Source organism: Rhodothermales bacterium (assembly GCA_039944855.1).
GTDB lineage: Bacteria > Bacteroidota > Rhodothermia > Rhodothermales > JANQRZ01 > JBBSMX01.
This window is the reverse complement of sequence record JBDUXZ010000013.1, coordinates 28,707-45,623: the sequence shown is the minus strand read 5'-3', so window position 1 is coordinate 45,623 and position 16,917 is coordinate 28,707. Positions and strand designations below refer to the sequence as shown.

At 68.4% G+C, this 16,917-nt stretch carries 17 protein-coding genes; 7 read left to right on the top strand and 10 right to left on the bottom strand.

What is annotated here, in order from left to right; genetic code table 11:
• Nucleotides 1–31: 31 nt before the first annotated feature.
• Nucleotides 32–817 (top strand): lipoyl(octanoyl) transferase LipB, encoded by a 786-nt coding sequence (gene lipB / locus ABJF88_06975; protein ID MEP0546655.1) that lies wholly within the window; start codon nt 32–34, stop codon nt 815–817.
• Between the two features lie 85 nt (nt 818–902).
• Nucleotides 903–1,256, top strand: coding sequence for a hypothetical protein (locus ABJF88_06970; protein MEP0546654.1), 354 nt, complete (start codon nt 903–905; stop codon nt 1,254–1,256).
• A gap of 53 nt (nt 1,257–1,309) precedes the next feature.
• On the opposite strand, the gene ABJF88_06965 is transcribed toward ABJF88_06970, so the two are convergent.
• The 8 genes from ABJF88_06965 to ABJF88_06930 all read right to left on the bottom strand — a co-directional run bounded on the left by ABJF88_06965 (nt 1,310) and on the right by ABJF88_06930 (nt 8,362).
• Complete coding sequence (locus ABJF88_06965; GenBank protein MEP0546653.1) at nt 1,310–1,705, bottom strand: DUF423 domain-containing protein; 396 nt, start codon at nt 1,703–1,705, stop codon at nt 1,310–1,312.
• Entirely contained in the window at nt 1,698–2,195 is a 498-nt protein-coding gene (locus ABJF88_06960; protein ID MEP0546652.1) for a hypothetical protein, read from the bottom strand. The genes ABJF88_06965 and ABJF88_06960 overlap by 8 nt, the downstream gene beginning before the upstream one ends.
• Nucleotides 2,192–2,629 carry a ribosome silencing factor gene (rsfS, locus tag ABJF88_06955; GenBank protein ID MEP0546651.1) on the bottom strand — a complete coding sequence of 146 codons (438 nt, stop codon included), beginning with the start codon at nt 2,627–2,629 and terminating at the stop codon, nt 2,192–2,194. The genes ABJF88_06960 and rsfS overlap by 4 nt, the downstream gene beginning before the upstream one ends.
• A gap of 47 nt (nt 2,630–2,676) precedes the next feature.
• Complete coding sequence (locus ABJF88_06950; GenBank protein ID MEP0546650.1) at nt 2,677–3,159, bottom strand: LytR C-terminal domain-containing protein; 483 nt, start codon at nt 3,157–3,159, stop codon at nt 2,677–2,679.
• 105 nt (nt 3,160–3,264) lie between these two features.
• Nucleotides 3,265–3,831, bottom strand: coding sequence for a hypothetical protein (locus ABJF88_06945; protein MEP0546649.1), 567 nt, complete (start codon nt 3,829–3,831; stop codon nt 3,265–3,267).
• Nucleotides 3,832–3,948: 117 nt separating this feature from the next.
• Complete coding sequence (locus tag ABJF88_06940) at nt 3,949–5,121, bottom strand: alanine--glyoxylate aminotransferase family protein (protein MEP0546648.1); 1,173 nt, start codon at nt 5,119–5,121, stop codon at nt 3,949–3,951.
• Between the two features lie 131 nt (nt 5,122–5,252).
• On the bottom strand, nt 5,253–6,551 hold the full coding sequence (aceA, locus tag ABJF88_06935) for an isocitrate lyase (protein MEP0546647.1): 1,299 nt from the start codon (nt 6,549–6,551) through the stop codon (nt 5,253–5,255).
• An 89-nt stretch (nt 6,552–6,640) separates the two neighbouring features.
• On the bottom strand, nt 6,641–8,362 hold the full coding sequence (locus ABJF88_06930) for a malate synthase A (protein ID MEP0546646.1): 1,722 nt from the start codon (nt 8,360–8,362) through the stop codon (nt 6,641–6,643).
• Nucleotides 8,363–8,571: 209 nt separating this feature from the next.
• On the opposite strand from ABJF88_06930, the gene ABJF88_06925 reads away from it, so the two are divergent.
• Nucleotides 8,572–10,086, top strand: coding sequence for an XRE family transcriptional regulator (locus tag ABJF88_06925; GenBank protein ID MEP0546645.1), 1,515 nt, complete (start codon nt 8,572–8,574; stop codon nt 10,084–10,086).
• Between the two features lie 8 nt (nt 10,087–10,094).
• Here the strand turns inward: ABJF88_06925 and ABJF88_06920 are convergent, their stop codons facing one another.
• The gene (locus ABJF88_06920; GenBank protein MEP0546644.1) at nt 10,095–10,556 is read right to left on the bottom strand and encodes a DoxX family protein; all 462 of its coding nucleotides are present in this window, start codon (nt 10,554–10,556) and stop codon (nt 10,095–10,097) included.
• A gap of 75 nt (nt 10,557–10,631) precedes the next feature.
• Nucleotides 10,632–12,215, bottom strand: coding sequence for a T9SS type A sorting domain-containing protein (locus ABJF88_06915; protein MEP0546643.1), 1,584 nt, complete (start codon nt 12,213–12,215; stop codon nt 10,632–10,634).
• Nucleotides 12,216–12,406: 191 nt separating this feature from the next.
• Between ABJF88_06915 and ABJF88_06910 the strand changes: the two genes are divergently transcribed.
• The 4 genes from ABJF88_06910 to mltG are packed head-to-tail and all read left to right on the top strand — an operon-like array spanning nt 12,407 to nt 16,899.
• Nucleotides 12,407–14,335, top strand: a complete 1,929-nt coding sequence (locus ABJF88_06910) for a T9SS type A sorting domain-containing protein (protein MEP0546642.1) — start codon at nt 12,407–12,409, stop codon at nt 14,333–14,335.
• Between the two features lie 40 nt (nt 14,336–14,375).
• Complete coding sequence (tsaD, locus tag ABJF88_06905) at nt 14,376–15,401, top strand: tRNA (adenosine(37)-N6)-threonylcarbamoyltransferase complex transferase subunit TsaD (GenBank protein ID MEP0546641.1); 1,026 nt, start codon at nt 14,376–14,378, stop codon at nt 15,399–15,401.
• Nucleotides 15,402–15,456: 55 nt separating this feature from the next.
• Complete coding sequence (gene pheA, locus ABJF88_06900) at nt 15,457–15,795, top strand: chorismate mutase (protein ID MEP0546640.1); 339 nt, start codon at nt 15,457–15,459, stop codon at nt 15,793–15,795.
• Between the two features lie 30 nt (nt 15,796–15,825).
• Complete coding sequence (mltG, locus tag ABJF88_06895) at nt 15,826–16,899, top strand: endolytic transglycosylase MltG (protein ID MEP0546639.1); 1,074 nt, start codon at nt 15,826–15,828, stop codon at nt 16,897–16,899.
• Nucleotides 16,900–16,917: the final 18 nt, after the last annotated feature.

Sequence of the window (16,917 nt, the reverse complement as noted above, 5' to 3'; positions counted from 1 at the left end):
TATCTACTAACCACGGACCAAAGCGAACGCAGTGAGCCAGCCCGCCATCGCCTGCCATCTCGGGCGGATCGCCTACGAGCCCGCGTGGGCGTTGCAGCGCGCCGTCCAGCAGCGGCTCGTCGCGGCGAAGCGGAGCGAGCCGGCGGAGCCGCTCCCCCACGTCCTCCTCGTCGTCGAGCACCCGCCGGTGTTCACGCTCGGCAAGAGCGGCGACCGCGCGAACCTGCTGGCCGACGACGCGGGGCTCGCCCGGCGCGGCGCGACGTTCGTGCCCGTCGACCGCGGCGGCGACATCACGTACCACGGCCCCGGCCAGCTCGTCGTCTATCCCCTCCTCGACCTCGACCGGCTTCGCTACGCGGACGGCCAGAGCGGCACCGACATCCACCGCTACCTCCGCGAACTGGAAGAAGCCGTCCGCCTCACCTGTGCCGACTACGGGCTCGCGGCCGGTCGGGTCGACGGGCGGACGGGCGTGTGGATCGGACCGGACGCCGGCCCCGACGGGCGCGCGGAGCGGAAGGTCTGCGCCATGGGGATCCGGTGCAGCCGGTGGGTCACGATGCACGGCCTCGCGCTCAACCTCAACACCGACCTCTCGTACTTCGACCTCATCGTGCCCTGCGGCATCGCCGACCGCGGCGTGACCTCGCTCGCGGCCGAACTCGGCCGGCCCGTGGACGAGGCCGAGGCCACGGAGCGCCTGCTCGGCCACCTCGCCGCGCGGTTCGGTCTCGCGCTAACCCTCTATCGTGGGGACGCCGCGGACAACTTTCTCGACACGTTCCGCGTAGGCACCCCCTCGCCGGACGTGTAAAAACTCTGCGCCCTCGGCCATTCTGCCGTTCCGGCCCCTCCTCTGCCCTACTTTCTCGTAGTTCCTCACCCACTCCGCACTACTCATGGCTTTTAGCATCGAACAATTCGCCCGACAGCTTCTCATCGAAGCCCTCTTCTACGATGAGGAATACGTCGCCCTCGGCAACGTCAGCCTCATCGACAAGGCCAACCAGCGGGAGCTCTACCTCGCCTCGTTCGACCCCGAGCGGGACACGTTCCTCATCGAGGAGGCCATCGAGTGGGAAGAGCTCGACGCCGACGAGGACGGGGAGATCGACTACGCCCTCGCCGTCGACGGCAACGAGCACGGCACGTACGAGACGCCCGACGACGCGGCCGACGCCCTCCTCGCCCTTGCGAAAGAGCACAACCTGAGCCCGAGCTTCATGCTCCTCTTCGACGAAGACGAGGGGTAACGCGCGGCTCCGTTCCTGTTCGACCCGTAGGGGCGCGGCGTTTCGCTGCGCCCCTACGTCGTTTCTCGCATGGCCGCGTATGCCAGCGCGAGCCACCCCGCGATGAAGGCGACGCCGCCGAGCGGCGTGATCGCGCCGAGCCACGGCGTCTCGGTGAGCACGAGGAGGTAGAGGCTGCCGGAGAACAGCACGGTCCCGACGAGGAACAGCCGACCGGACCACGCCAACCACCGGTCCGCGCGTCCGACCGCCATGCGTCCGACGAGCAGGAGCGCGAGCGCGTGGACCATCTCGTACCGCGCCGCCGTCTCGAACGTCGCGATCCGGCCGGGCGGCACGACACCATCGAGGGCGTGCGCGCCGAACGCGCCCGCCGCGACGGCGACAGCCGCCGACAGCGCCCCGGCGACGAGGAACAGGCGGGCGTCGGAGCCTGAGGCGTTATCCACCGATCTCGCCCTCGCGCAGCGGGAAGACGGTGAACGGCTTGACCGAGCCGTTCACCGTGAGCGTGTAGTCGCCCGGCGGGAGGGGCTCGGCGAGCGTGTAGTAGAACCGGTACGGGCGGACGACTTGGGTACAAACGGCCCCCTTGGGCCGCCGCATCTCGAACGTCACGTCGATCAGGTTGCCGACGCGGCGCTGCTCGATGTTGTGGAGCGCTGTGCAGCCGTCTGGGAGCGCGCCCCGGATCAGCAGTTCGACGGGGCGGCGGCCCGCGTCCATCACGCCCGACCGTACCTCGACCGTCTCGAAGATGGCCGGGTAGAGGAAGAACTCCTCGGCCTCGTCCGGCGGCGTGATGAGGAGCGTCTCCCGCCCCTCGCCGTCGTCGGCGCGGCGGCCGAACGGGTTCTCCTCCGTCGCCTCCGACGAGCCGCCGCACGCGGCGAACCCAAGGGCGAAGACGAGGAGGACGAGGGCGCGGGCTACACTCATTGGCCGGACTCCGGCTGGAGGAGCTTCACGACATCGGCATCGTCGGCGACGTGCTCCATCGGGGCATCGCCCCAGAGCCGTTCGAGGTCGTAGTACTCGCGCCGCTCCCGGTCGAAGACGTGCACGACGAGGTCGACGTAGTCGAGCACTACCCACTGGTTGTGCTGCATCCCCTCGCGCTTCCACGGGCGCTCGTCGGCCTGCTCGCGGATCTGCTCGCGCACCGCCTCGGCGACGGCCCGGACCTGCATGTCCGACCCGCCGGTCCCGATGACGAGGTAGTCCGTCACGCCGGACACCTTGCGGACGTCGATGACGGTGACGTCGCTGGCTTTCTTGCTGTGCATCGCCTCGACGGCGAGGGCGGCCAACTCACGGGCCGGGCGGTGGGTGCTGCGTTGTTTCGGACGAGAAGCGGAGGAGGTGGTGCTCATGTGGTCGTGGGGTGGAGTGACTGAATCGTAGGGATGGAGTGGAGGGATTAGGGGAACGAAAAACGAGGGGCGTCCTCGCCGAAGGCGCGGAGGCTCGGGTAGTCCCGGCCGAGGACGACGGAGGCGTCGACGTAATAGCCTTCGCCGATCTCCTCTCTGACATACGCCTCATCGATGCCGAGGATCGCAGCTACCCGCAACGCCGCCTCCCGGTTGCCGACGCGGTCGATCACGAGCGACTGCGCCTGCTCGAAGTCGGCGTAGTTGCCGCTGTTCACCACGTCGAAGTCGTGGTCGCGGAGGAACTGCGTCACCTGGCCGGCGATGCCCGGCTCGCCACACCCATTGAGCACCTCGACCTGCACGATGTCGCCGAGCAGGCCCGTCGGGTTCTCGGTCCGCACGGGGCTCGTATCCGGGGCGAGGAAGCGCGTGGCGAAGGAGTAGACGAGGACGAGCGCGAGCACGCCGGCCACCGCGAGCCCGAGGCTCAGCAGCAGCCCCCCCATCCGGCTGCGGACATCACCCATAAGCCTCGGCCGTGCCGTCGGAGGTGGAACCGTCGGAGGTAAAACACGCGCGGCACGCCCCCGCAGGTGACGTGCCGCGCCGGAACCGGTGACCGTGAAGCTGCATCAGCGCGACGACGAACGCCAGAAGAGGTCGTTGAAGTTGGCCGCGCCGTAGTTCGCGCGGAACTGCGAGCCGCCGCCGTAGCCGTACGGGCTGTAGTAGCCGTAGGGGCTGGCGTAGCTGCCAAACGGGCTCTGCTGAATCTGGAGCTGGATCACGGAGTTCTCCGTCGGCCGGTACGCGATCTGCGCGTTCTGGAGGTAGACCTTCGCCGGCGTGTCCTGCGAGAACCCGAGCTGCTGCTGCACCCCGTCGGAGCCGAATGGCGAGTGCGCCACGCCCACGTCGACGCGCGCCGCGAGCTTGTCCGTCGGCTGGTAGCGGAGGCTCGTCGTCAGCACGCCGAGGCCGAGGCTCTGCCCGCCGAAGCTGGAGAACGACATCTCGTACGAGTTGCTGACCTTGAAGTGGTCCGGGTTGAGGAGCGTGCCGAGCGAGAAGCCCTGCTGGTTCTCGTAGACGGCGACAGGGGCGTCGGCCTGCGGCAGGTTCGCGCGGAGTTGAGCGTGCGCGGGGGCAGCCGCGTAGAGGAGAGCCACGAAGAGGAGGACGGTCCAGGTGCTTCGCATCGGCGGACGACGGGTTGGGTGCAGGGGGGATGATAGAGCCGGCAGCAGGGTTTGTCAATAACGAACGCCGTCCCCCGATGTTCTGGTATTTGTGCGTACCCCCGCCCGCCGAACGGGTCACGCCTCTACTCTCGCACCCAGCTTCGCCTCGGCGGCCTCCGCCCCGCCGCTCCGCGCGAGCACGGCTTCGAGCGCGCCGATGCACGTCCGCACGTTCTCCGGCCGACAGCCGTAGCCCATCAGCCCGATCCGCCACACCTTCCCTGCGAGCGCGCCGAGCCCCGCGCCGATCTCGAGGTCGTGCTCGTGCAGCAGCCGGGCGCGCACGTCGGCCTCGTCTACGCCATCCGGCACGCGGACCATGTTGAGCTGCGGCGTCTGCTCCGCCTCGGGCACGACGTACTCCAGCCCGAGCGCTTCGAGACCCGCCTTCAGCGCCTCGTGCAGGCGGCGGTGCCGCGCCCACGCGTGTTCCAGCCCTTCCTCGTGCAGCATCAGCAGCGACTCGTGGAGGCCGTATACGCTGTTGATCGGCGCCGTGTGGTGGTAGGCCCGCTTCCGTCCCTCGCCCCAGTACCCGACGACGAGCCCTAGATCCATGAACCAGCTCTGCACCGGCGTCGTCCGCTGCTGCACGCGCTCGACGGCGCGGTCGGAGAACGTCACCGGGCTCAGGCCGGGGATGCACGAGAGGCACTTCTGCGTGCCGGAATAGACCGCGTCCAGTCCCCACGCGTCGACCTCCAACGGTGAGCCGCCGAGCGACGTCACGGTGTCGGCGACGACGAGGCAACCGTGCTCGCGCCCGAGCTTCGCCAGCGTCTCGGCGTCGGAGAGCACGCCCGTGCTCGTCTCGGCGTGGACGAACATCAGCACCTCGGCGTCGGGGTTCGCCTTGAGGGCGGCCTCGACTTTCTCCGGCGAGACGGCCCGGCCCCACTCGTCTTCCACGAGCACGACCTCGCCGCCGGCCCGCTCCGTCATCGCCTTCAGCCGCCCGCCGAAGACGCCGTTCTGGCACACGACCGCCTTCGTCCCCGGCTCGATGAGATTCACCACGCAACTCTCCATCCCCGCCGTGCCCGGCCCGGAGACCGGCATCGTCAGCGCGTTCTCGGTCCGAAAGGCGTATTGGAGGAGGGCCTTCGTCTCGTCCATCAGGTCGATGAAGCGCGGGTCGAGGTGGCCGATCGTCGCCCGCGAAAGGGCGTCGAGCACGCGGGGCGATACGTCGGACGGGCCGGGGCCCATGAGCGTGCGGTGCGGCGGGTCGAAGGGGTGGAATTCCATGGGGCAGATCGGTTGAGTAGCAGGAAAAGAGGCTCGTGTCGGACTGGAAAGAAACGACGGGGCGGAGAAACGATGAGCCGAGGAAGAACGCCCTCCCCGGCTCATCGAATCATCGGCCCTCCCGGTCACGATCAGTGGAACTGCTCGGTCTCCGTCGAGCCGGCCATCGCGCCGGTCGAGGCTTCGCCCCCGGAGATCACGTCGCGGACGGCGTCGAAGTAGCCTGTGCCGACCTCGCGCTGGTGCTTCGTCGCGGTATAGCCTTCGGACTCGGCCCCGAACTCGGCCTGCTGCAACTCGGAGTAGGCGGCCATCCCGCGCTCCTTGTACCCCTTGGCGAGGTCGAACATGGAATAGTTGAGGGCGTGGAAGCCGGCGAGCGTGATGAACTGGAACTTGAAGCCCATCTTGCCCAGCTCCTGCTGGAACTTGGCGATTGTGGCTTTGTCGAGGTGGGCTTCCCAGTTGAAGCTCGGCGAGCAGTTGTACGCCAGCATCTGGTCCGGGTACTCGGCGTGGATGGCTTCGGCGAAGCGGCGCGCTTCGTCGAGATCGGGCTTGCCGGTCTCCATCCACAGGAGGTCGGCGTAGGGCGCGTACGCGAGGCCGCGCGCGATCGCCGGCTCGATCCCGCTCTTGACGCGGAAGAAGCCCTCGGGCGTGCGGTCGCCGCTCTCGATGAACGGGCGGTCGCGCTCGTCCACGTCGCTCGTGATGAGCGTGGCGCTGTCGGCGTCGGTGCGGGCGATGAGGACGGTAGGCACGCCCATCACATCCGCGGCGAGGCGCGCGGCGGTGAGGGTCTGGACGAACTGGCTCGTCGGGACGAGCACTTTGCCGCCGAGGTGGCCGCACTTCTTCTCCGAAGCGAGCTGGTCCTCGAAGTGGACACCGGCCGCGCCCGCCTCGATCATCGCGCGCATCAGCTCGTACGCATTGAGCGTTCCGCCGAACCCGGCCTCGGCGTCGGCGACGATGGGCGCCATCCAATACGTGTCGTCACCCTGCCCTTCGGCATTCGCGATCTGGTCGGCGCGGAGGAGCGTGTTGTTGATCCGCTTCACGACGGCCGGGACGGAGTCGGCCGGGTAGAGGCTCTGGTCGGGGTACATCTGGCCCGCGAGGTTCGCGTCGGCGGCGACCTGCCAGCCGCTGAGGTAGATCGCCTTCAGTCCGGCCTTCACCTGCTGCATGGCCTGGTTGCCAGTGAGCGCGCCGAGGGCGTTGACGTAATCCTCGGTGTGGAGGAGGTCCCACAGCCGGTTCGCCCCGCGCTCGGCGAGGGTGTATTTGATCGGGAACGAGTTGCGGAGCTTGAGCACGTCCTCGGCGGTGTAGCGCCGCTCGGCGTGCGCCCACCGCGCGTCGTTCTTCCATTCGTGAGCGAGGTCGGCGGCGGACTGGTTGTGTGCGTTCATGTCGATTTGCATGAGAGTCGGGGTCGAGTTGGATTCGTGGTAGAGACGCAGCATGCTGCGTCTGTACGGGATGGCGCGTTCGTGTGGTCGGGCGACGGCTGTCAGCGGCAGCCGCCGGTTTCTTTGAGGGTGCGTTGTTGGTCGAGGTCGCCGACGAGGTTGGAGGCGCAGGCGAGGAACGGCCGCATCTCCTCTTCGGTGAAGACGGCGAGGGCGTCGGCGGCCGCCTGCCGATACCGCTCGATCTCTTTGTTGAGGGTCTCCTCGGGCGCGTCGGCATGCGCTTCGCGAAGCTCATTGAGGATGGTTTCGAGCTCCTCGTCGAACACGCGGCGGACCAGGTCGCGCGTGACCTCGGTACCGTCGTCGAGCGTGATGCGCTGGTGGAGCCACTGCCAAACCTGGGCGCGCGAGATTTCGAGCGTCGCGAGGTCCTCCATCAGCCCGTCCCACGCCACGCAGCCGATGTCCTGGTTCCAGCCTTTCATGTAGCCGATGCCGACGTTCACGTTCTTGTGAAGCCCTTCGAGCGTGCGCGGCCCAGAGCCTTGCGGGAGCAGGTCCGGCTGATCGGGGATGTCAGGCATCACGTCGAGTTGGTTGCGCTTGCCGTCGAGCTTCTCTTTGAACGGCTTCATCGCGTGCTCGATGAAGTAGGGGTGCGAGACCCAGCAGCCGTCGTGGCCGATGCGCGCCTCGAACTCCTTGTCCTCGACCACCTTCCGCGTCTGCTCCTCGCGCGCCTCGGGCGTGCTGCCGGGCGTGAACGCCGACATCCCGCCCATCCCGCACGCGCCGTGCCGGTGGCAGACTTTGATGAGGTGGCGGACGTAGTTCTCCATCCACGGCCGGCTCATCCCGATCGAGCCGCGGTCGGCCATCACGCGGTCCTCGTGCTCTTTGAGAACCTTGATGTCGGAGAAGATCTTGTCCCAGCGGCCACCGTTGAGCCCGGCGGCGTGGGCGCGGAACTCGTAGAGGATCTCCTCCATCTGGAACGCGGCCGGGAGCGTCTCGATGAGGAACGTCGCCTTGACTGTGCCGACGGGGATGCCGAGGTGCTCCTGCGTCAGCTCGAAGAGCCGGTTCCACCAGCGGGCCTCGCGGTAGTGCTCGCACTTGGGGACGTAGTACGTCGGCGTCTTCCCCTTCGCCATGAGGGTTTTGGCCGAATGGACCATGCAGAGGGCGAAGTCGAGCAGGCCGCCCGAGACGGGCGTGTCGTCGACACGGAGGTTCGACTCGTCGAGGTGGAGGCCGCGGACGCGGACCATCATCAGCGGCATGTCGTCCGGGTCGAGCTCGTAGGTCTTCACGACCTCTCCGCTGCGGTCGCGCTTCTCGAACGAGAGCGTGCCCTCAGCCGCGCCGATGACGTTCTCGACGCCCTGCATCACGTTGCCCCACGAGGGCTTCATCGAGTCCTCGAAGTCGAGCATCGCGGCGTCGGCGCGGTGGCCGTCGTCGGTGCGGGAGAGCATGTTGATGACCATCTTCGGGTCCGACACCGGCCCGGTGATCTCGACGCGGCGCGTGAGGAGGTCGTCGGGGAGCGTGCCCACTTGCCAGTCGCCGTGGGCGTCGGGGTGCTCGTCCCCGAGGAAGTCGGGGAGGTCGCCGGCGTCCCACTTCGCTTGCCGCTCGGTGCGGGCGTCGAGGAGGGTCTGGCGCTCGGCTTCGAGCGCGCGGTGGAGTGCGGCGACGAGCGGAAGCGCTTCCGAAGAGAGGACGCGCTCCGCCTGCGGGGTGTGGGCGGCCTCGTTGATCGAGACCCCGTCGGCGAGGGATTTCCAGCGGACGGTGGAGGTCATCGTGGTGCTCATGGCGAGAGGGGCTGTGCGGAGGGGGCGCAAAGAGTATAGAATGTGCGAAATGTCAAGTCAAGCGAAATTTCGCTGACAGTGTACTTTACGCACGGTCCCATTACCTTGTTCGCGTATAGATAGTCTACCCTTCGTTGCCTGTTGACCGGCGTAGGGCTTCCCCTACAATTCGAGCCGAGCCGTCCCCGTTCGCCCACACCACCGCTCCCATGGAACCCAGCGTTGACAACCTCCGCCTCATTCTCGGGCTCAAGCTCAAGAATCTCAGGCAGGCGCAGGGCTCTTCGCTGAAGGCCGTCGCGGCGGAGGCGGGCGTGTCGATCTCGTACCTCTCCGAGATCGAGAAGGGCAAGAAGTACCCGAAGCCGGAGAAGCTGCTCGACCTCGCGCGCGCGCTCGGCGTGCCGTTCGACGAGCTCGTGTCGCAGCAGGTCGATGAGTCGCTCGCCGCGCTCAAGCAGGCGATTGCCTCGCCGTTCGCGCAGGAGTTTCCGTTCCGGCTCTTCGGCGTCGAGCCGCAGGACCTCGTGAGCCTGATGGCGAGCCTGCCCGACAAGGCGGGCGCCCTCATCCGCACGTTCGCCGAGGTCTCACGCAACTACGACGTGCGCGTCGAGCACGTCCTCTTCGCCGCGCTCCGGAGCTACCAGCAACTCCACGGGAACCACTTCCCCGCGCTCGAAGCCCGCGCCGCTGCCTACCGTGCCGAGAAGGGGTGGAACGACGAGCCGCTCCGGGCCGAGACGCTACGCGCCGTGCTGGAGGACGAGCACGGCTACACCTTCGACACCGAGACGCTGCGGACGCACCCCGATCTGCGAGGCTTCCGCTCCGTCTTCGTCGCCGACGGGGGGCCGACGGGCGGGCCGAAGCTCTTCGTCAACGCGGGCCTGCTCCCGTCGCAGCAGGCGTTCCTCTACGCTCGCGAGCTCGGCTTCGAGGTGCTCGGCGGCGGGGAGCGGCCGGAGACGTCGTCGTGGCTGAAGGTGACCTCGTTCGAGCAGGTGCTCAACAACTTCGAGGCGTCGTACTTCGCCGGGGCCCTCCTCATCAGCCGCGCCGCACTCGGCCGAGATCTGAGCGCTTTCTTCCAGCAATCGGTGTGGGACGAGGCCGCCTTCCTCGCCGCCTTCGACCGCTATCACGCGACGCCGGAGATGTTTTTTTACCGCCTCACCCAGCTTATCCCCGCCGACTTCGGGCTGCGCGAGATATACTTCATGCGCTTCAACAACGCGCGCGGAACCGACCGCTACACGCTCACGAAGGTGCTCAACATGAGCCACGTGCCCGTCCCCCACGGCTTCCGCCGCGACGAGCACTACTGCCGTCGATGGCCGTCGATGGCCGCGCTCCAGGCGCTCGACGCCCAGCAGTCCGCCGGGAAAGGCGACCGGCCCATCGTGCAGGTCCAGCGCTCCCATTTCTTGAATGACGGAGCAACGTTTTTCGAGATCGCGCTCGCCCGCCCGCTCGCCCTCACCGAAGGGACGAACACGGCTGTCTCCATCGGCTTCCTCGCAACCGAGGGGTTCAAACGCGCCGTCCGGTTCTGGAACGACGACGCTGTCCCGAGCCGCGACGTGAACCTCACGTGCGAGCGCTGCCCGCTCCCGCCCGACGTGTGCCACGTCCGTGCTGCACCGCCGACCGTGCTCGAAGACCGGGCTCGTCAGGCCCGCCGCGAACAGGCCCTCGCCGACCTCGGCGTGACGCTGGACTGAGCTCGCCGCTACCGCGCGTACCTGCTTACCGTGTGCTTCGACGCCCGCCCCCGGAGGAACGAATCGAGGCTGAAACGGCCCGCACCGACGAAGATGAAGAGGAGGGCGATGCCGCCGAAGAGGAACGCTTTCTCCTTTGTAGCGAACGGATCATCGGCGTGGCGAAGGAAGAAGGCGACGGCCATCGTGAACGCGATGAGCACGGACGCGGGCCGCGTGAGGAGCCCCACCGCGAGGCACACGCCGCCGACGAGCTCGGCGATGCCGGCCGCCCACCCGAAGAAGGCCGGCGCAGGGAACCCCAGCGCTTCGACACCCTCGATGAACCCAGCGGAGGGGGGAATTTTGCCGGTGCCGTGCGCGAACGCGAGCGCGAGCCCGGCCATCAGCCGGAGGACGAGGAGGCCAGCGTCGGCGACGACGGAGGCGCCGCCGTCGCCGCCGATCAGGAAGTGGTGGTAGGGTTTCATCGAGCGAAGTGCGAGGTGGTGGAGAGGGGGCCCCTCCCATGACGCGAAACCCATCCACCAAGTTCACGCGATCGCTCAGAGGACGACGACGCGCCGCGTGGCCTCGGCCCCGGCGTCGCCGCGGAGACGGAGGACGTAAAGCCCCGCCCGCAGCCCGCCCATGTCGAGCCGAACGTCGTGGATCCCCGCCGCCTGCCGTCCCACCTCTTCCGAGCGCACCCGCCGCCCGAGCAGGTCGATGAGTTCGAGCGTCACTGCCTGCGCCGCGCCGAGGGCGTACTGCGCTTGCACGGGGCCGCGCGCGGGGTTGGGGAAGACCGTCGTGAACGCCGTGGCGGTGGGTTGCGCTGCAATAGGTTCTCCGGCCGTCGGGAAGACGAACGCGGGCGTGCCGACCTCCTCCCCACCGATCCGGGCGTACAGGATATCCTCCCAAGTGTCGGTGTCGATGTTATTCGCGCTGACAGGGCCGAGTCCGGCTACGAGCGTGATGACGCCCTGGAGCAGGTCGTCGAACTCCTTCTGCGTGTCGCCGATCCCCCCGTAGCCTGCGCCGTACACTCCGGAGACCAGGTACGGGACCCCAGCGAAGAACGTGCATTCCTGCACGCTCTCACCGAAAGGGGCATCGAGCGGACACGGCAGTACCTCATAGTCACTCACTTGGAACGGACTGAAGACGACCTCCCCGCTGTTGGTATTGACGCCACGTCGCACCACCTTCCGGCTGGCCTCGTCGTAGCGGATCGGGAACGGGCTTGTGCACGTCAGATCGTCGAACAACGGCTTCGTGCATCGGCGAGCGAGGAAGTAGGGCTCGCCATCGATCTCGGTCTCCCCCACGATCTCCGTCCCGTGTTCGTAGTTCGACTGGACGGGTGGCCTCACGCGGTACTGCCATGCGTTGCCGACTTCGAGCGGGAGGTAGCGCCGCCAGTCCGTCGTGTCGGGGCACACGACGGTGCCCGCCTCCGACGGGTCGCACGAGGCGAAGGCGGGCGTGCCGACCTGCTCGCCGCCGACGTGCGCGTAGACCAGCCGCATCGGCTCGCCCACCAAGTCATAGAAATACTGGGTGACGCCGAGCCCGGCGTACATCTCGGGTCCGGTACCGGGATACATCTCGAAGCTCTTGCGCGTGTCTCCGGCGACTTCGTCGGGGGGCACGTCCACCACGGCTCCGTAGGCGCCCTCAACCAGGACCGGCGTGAACCCCGACGCCGGGCCGGTGCATTCATTCGGCTCGCCGAGACCGCCGCCAGTGTTGAACGGGGTGCCGAGCCTGCAGGGCAGCACGTCCCACCACGCGTCGCCGTCGTCGGTGCGCCGGACGATCAGCTCGTGTTCCTCGTCGTAGCGGAGCAACAGGGGATCGGCGCAGACCGCCGAGCCGTCCGCGGCCTCGTCGCACTGTTCGAACTCGAAGTAAGCCTGACCGGCTACTTCGGTCTGACCGACAATTGCCCAGCTCGAGAACGTGACCGGCTCGCCGGTCATCCTCCCGTCCTCGTACTGCCAGATGTTGCCGACTTCGAGCGGAAAGTAGCGGTGCCAATCCGTCGTGTCCGGGCAGGCGTCGTCAGTCTGTGCGGGATCGCAGGGCTGTGCGAGTGCGGCGGGCGCGAGGACGAGGGCGAAGAGGAGCGGAGCGTATCGCATCGGTAGCCTCCGAGAGATCATTGTTTTCATCACGTTACGGCGCCGCTGCTTCCCGAGCAACAACAAATCACATCGCCGGAGTCGCTTCGCCGAGGGAAGCCCGGGAAAATCACATCGTTGGGTGATGGCAGAGTGCCGACCCCTCGGCCATCATGGAGCATCCCGTTCCGCCCCTCTTTTGAGATGAGACGATGTCGACACTTCGCTACGCCCTCGCCCTGACGGCCCTCGCGCTGCTCCTCCCGACCGCCGTCCCCGCGCAGGTGCTCGAGTACGCCCAGCAGACGCCGTTCCCGCAGATAGGCGGGCCCCAGAATCCCCGCCTCGCCCTCGACGGCGACGAGAACGTCTTCCTCACCGGACGACTGCCCCAGGACATCCCCGTCGACTTCGACATGAGCGACGGCGTGGCCGAGGTCCTCTTCGATAACGAGTACGACACGTCGGGCCGCTCGGCGTTCGTGGCGAAGTACGACGCCGACGGCGTGTATCAGTGGGCCTTCGGGCTGTCGCTCGACGGCACGGCGTTCAGCCTCGACATCAAAGGCGTCGGGGCCGACGCGGCGGGCAACGTGACGATCGCCGGCCTCTTCACCACCCGCGAAGTCGACGACGCGCCCCTCCCGGTCGACTTCGATCCCGGCCCCGGCGTGACCGCGCTCGCAGGCACCGGCGACACGAACGAGGACGTCGGCTTCGTCGCCAGCTACGACGCCGACGGCAATCTCCGATGGGCCTTCGAGCTCATCGCCATCACCACCTTCCAGGACCTCTCCAGTCGCGACGTCGGCGGCCACCTCGAAGGCCTCGCGGTGGACGCCGACGGAAACGTATACGTCACCGGCGAGATCTTCGGCCGCGTCGTCCCCGAGATCGGGATCACCACGACCGTCGAGCTCGACCCGCTCGGGGGCGGGTTCGAGACGACGGAGATGGGCGGGCTCGTCGCGAAGTACACCTCCGACGGCACGCTGGCATGGGCGCAGACGCTCGTGACCGCGGCGGGCGATGAGGGAGCGATGTCCTTCGCCGAGGGCGAGCGCCTCGCCGTCGACGCCGAGGGCCGCGTCTACGCCTCCGGCGAGTTCTCCTTCGGCCCCATCGACTTCGGCGGGATCGTGCTCAACTCCGGGGAAGACTTCGACCCCGATCTCTACCTCGTGCAGTACGACGCCGACGGGGCGGCGCAGTGGGCGTTCCCGCTCGGGAACGAAGGGGCTCGGTTTATCAACAGCGAGATGAAGGTGTCTCCCGACGGCGGCGTCCTCTGGACCGGCTACTTCCGCGGCACTGTTGACTTCGACCCCGGCGACGGCGACGCGACGCGCACCGCCCTGACCTACCCCACGGGCACCTCCTTCGACGATGTGTTCGCCGCGTACTACGACGAGGACGGCGCGCTGGAATGGGTCCGGCAGGTCAGCGGCGTCTTCAATCAGGAGGTGGTGAACTACTACCTCGACGCGACGGCCGAGGGCCGCGCGTTTCTCATCGGCGAGGCCTCGCCCGCCGAGCAGATCGAGCCGCCGGACGGCCCGCTCGTCGGCAACGGCGACGCCGTCGAGACGGTGCTCGTCGAGTACACCCTCGCCGAGGGCGCGCTCGAAACGCTCTACGTCACCGAGGACCCGCCGCCCAACGGCGACCGCTCGGACGTGCAGATCTACGGGATGGACATCGTGCCGAGTGGCAAGCTCTACCTCCTCGGCCTCGTGACGACGCTCAACAATGAGATCCCGTACGATTTCGACTACGGCGGCGGCGAGACGACGCTCCCGATCGACGGCACCGGCCTCTTCCTCGCGCGCTACGACGCCACGATGACGCCCGTCGCGGGCGAGGACGGCCCGGCGCCAGCGTCGTCGTTCGCCCTCTCGCGGCCGTACCCGAATCCGGCGCGGCAGGCCCTCGTCACGCTCGGCATCGATGCGGCGCAGACGGTCCGCATCGCCCTCTTCGACGTGCTCGGCCGCCGGGTGCGGACGCTCCACGACGGCCCGCTCGCTCCGGGCGAGCACGCGGTGGAGATCGACGGGGCCGGGCTGCCGAGCGGGGTGTACTTCGTCCGCGCGGCGGGCGAGGGCATAAGTCGGAGCGTGCCGGTGACGCTGCTTCGGTGAGCGGGCGGGGCGCGGGCGAGCCGGTGGTATCTTCGCTGCCATGCTTCCCACCGCTCCCTCCTCTCCCCTCCTCCTCGGCATCGAATCGTCGTGCGACGACACGGCGGCGGCGGTCGTCGCCGGGGGCGTGCTGCGCTCGAACGTGGTGTCGAGCCAACGCGTGCACGCGGGGTTCGGCGGCGTCGTGCCGGAGTTAGCGAGCCGGGCGCACCAGCGGCTGATCGTGCCCGTCGTGGACGCGGCGCTGGCCGAGGCGGGCGTGGCAAAGTCGGACCTCGACGCCGTCGCCGTGACGTACGGGCCGGGGCTCGCGGGCTCGCTCCTCGTCGGGCTCTCGTTCGCGAAAGCGCTCGCGCTCGGGCTCGGGATCCCGCTCGTTGGCGTGAACCACCTCGAAGGGCATCTCTACTCCGTGTTCGTCGAGCCGCCTGGCCCGCCGTTCCCGTACCTCTGCCTGACCGTCTCGGGCGGCCACACCCAGCTCGTCGTCGTCCGCGACGGATTCCAACACGAGGTCCTCGGCTCGACGCGCGACGACGCGGCGGGCGAGGCGTTCGACAAGGTGGCGAAGATGCTCGGGCTCGGCTACCCCGGTGGCCCCGTGATCGACCGGCTCGCGCGCGACGGCGACCCGACGTTCCAGTCCTTCCCCCGCACGCGGCTCGGCGACTACGACTTCTCGTTCAGCGGGATCAAAACGTCGGTGCTGTACTACCTCAACCGGTTCTCCGACGCCGAGCGCGAGACGGTGCTGACGGAGCACCTCGGCGACATCGCCGCGTCGTTCCAAACGGCCGTCGTGGACGTGCTCGTCGGCGCGATCCGCGACGCGGTGCGGGCGACGGGGATCCGCTCGGTCGCCGTCGTCGGCGGCGTCTCGGCCAACAGCCAGCTCCGCCGCGACGCGGCGGCGGCGGCCGAGACCGACGGCTTCGACCTTTTCATCCCGAAGCCGGTGTACTCCGTGGACAACGCGGCGATGGTCGCTGTGACGGGGCACTTCAAGTGGGCGGCGGGCGTGGAGAGCCCGCTCACCCTCTCCGCCGCGCCGAACCTCGCCATCTGACCTTCCCGTCTCAGGTTGAAACATGGACGAGGACGCCCCCCGTTCAACTCCCGCTTTGTGGAACGCTCCGCTCCGTCGCCTCGACGCGCCGTGGCCCGAGCCGTCGGCCCCGCCGTCGGAGGCCGACCTCGACCCGTGGCGGGACCGGATCGACGCGCTCGACGAGGCCCTCGTCCACCTCCTCAACGAGCGCGCCGTCTACGCGGCCCGCATCGGCCAAATCAAAAAGATGCTGGGGCTTCCGGTCTACGTCCCGACCCGCGAGGAAGACGTCCTCCGCAACGTCCTCGACGCCAACCCCGGCCCGCTCCCCGCAACGTCGGTGCGCCGCCTCTACGAGCGCATCATCGACGAAACACGCTCCCTCGAACGCCGCCTCCACGACGACCAATAGCCCGGCCCGCACGCTGGCAGGGTTTATGATATGAAGCTCTTGAAACGCCTCTTCCTCGCCGCGCTCGTCCTCGGACTGCTCGGCGCCTTTGCCGTCTACTGGCTCCTCTTTATGCCGAACACCCCGGACTACGACGGCTACCGTGGGGCCAAGCTGCCGCGCGGGGCCTCGTTCGAGACCGTCACCGACTCGCTCGACAGCGCGGGCCTGCTCGACTCGCGGATGTCGTTCGAGTGGGCCGCGACGCTCACCGGCTGGGACCGTCAGCTCAAGCCGGGCTACTACCGCTTCGAGACGGGCGCAACCAACTTCGACGTGCTCGACAAAATCAGGAAAGGCCGGCAGGACCCGGTTCGCGTCGCCGTCCCACCCGGCACGCGCCCCGGCGTCCTCGCCGCCGTCCTCCGCCGCGACCTCGACATCGACTCAACCGAGTTCGTCGACGCCCTCCGCGATCCCGAACTCGCGGCCGAGCTCGAGACCGACACGACGCACCTCTTCGGGTATATGCGGCCCAACTCGTTCGACATCTACTGGACGACGGACGCGCGTGGCGCTGTCCGCCGGCTGAAGCAGGAGTGGGACCGATTCTGGACGGACGACATGCAGCGGAAGGCCGACGCCCTCGGACTCACGCGGGACGAAGTGCTCTCGCTCGCGTCGATCGTGGAGTGGGAGGCGCGGCGGCCGGAGGAGCGGCCCCGCATCGCCGCCGTCTACCTCAACCGGCTGCTCGGGCGCACGCGCTCCGGCCGGATGCGGCTGCAGGCCGACCCGACCGTGCAGTACGCCCTCATGCGGAGCGACGGCGGCCGGATGCGCCGCCTGCTCTTCGAGGACTACAAGTTCTCCGACCCCTACAACACGTACCTCATCGACGGCCTCCCGCCTGGCCCGATCAACAACCCGTCGGAGTCGTCCGTCCGCGCCGTGCTCGACGCGGAGGACCACGACTTCCTCTACTTCGTGGCGAAGGGCGACGGCACGCACACGTTCAGCCGCACGCTCCGCGAGCACAACAACGCCGCGAACGCCTTCCGCGACCTCATGCGAGAGCGCCGCCGCGAGCAGCAGCAGCAGCAGCAGCAGCAGCAGCAGAACTGACCCTCCACCGCACCCCGC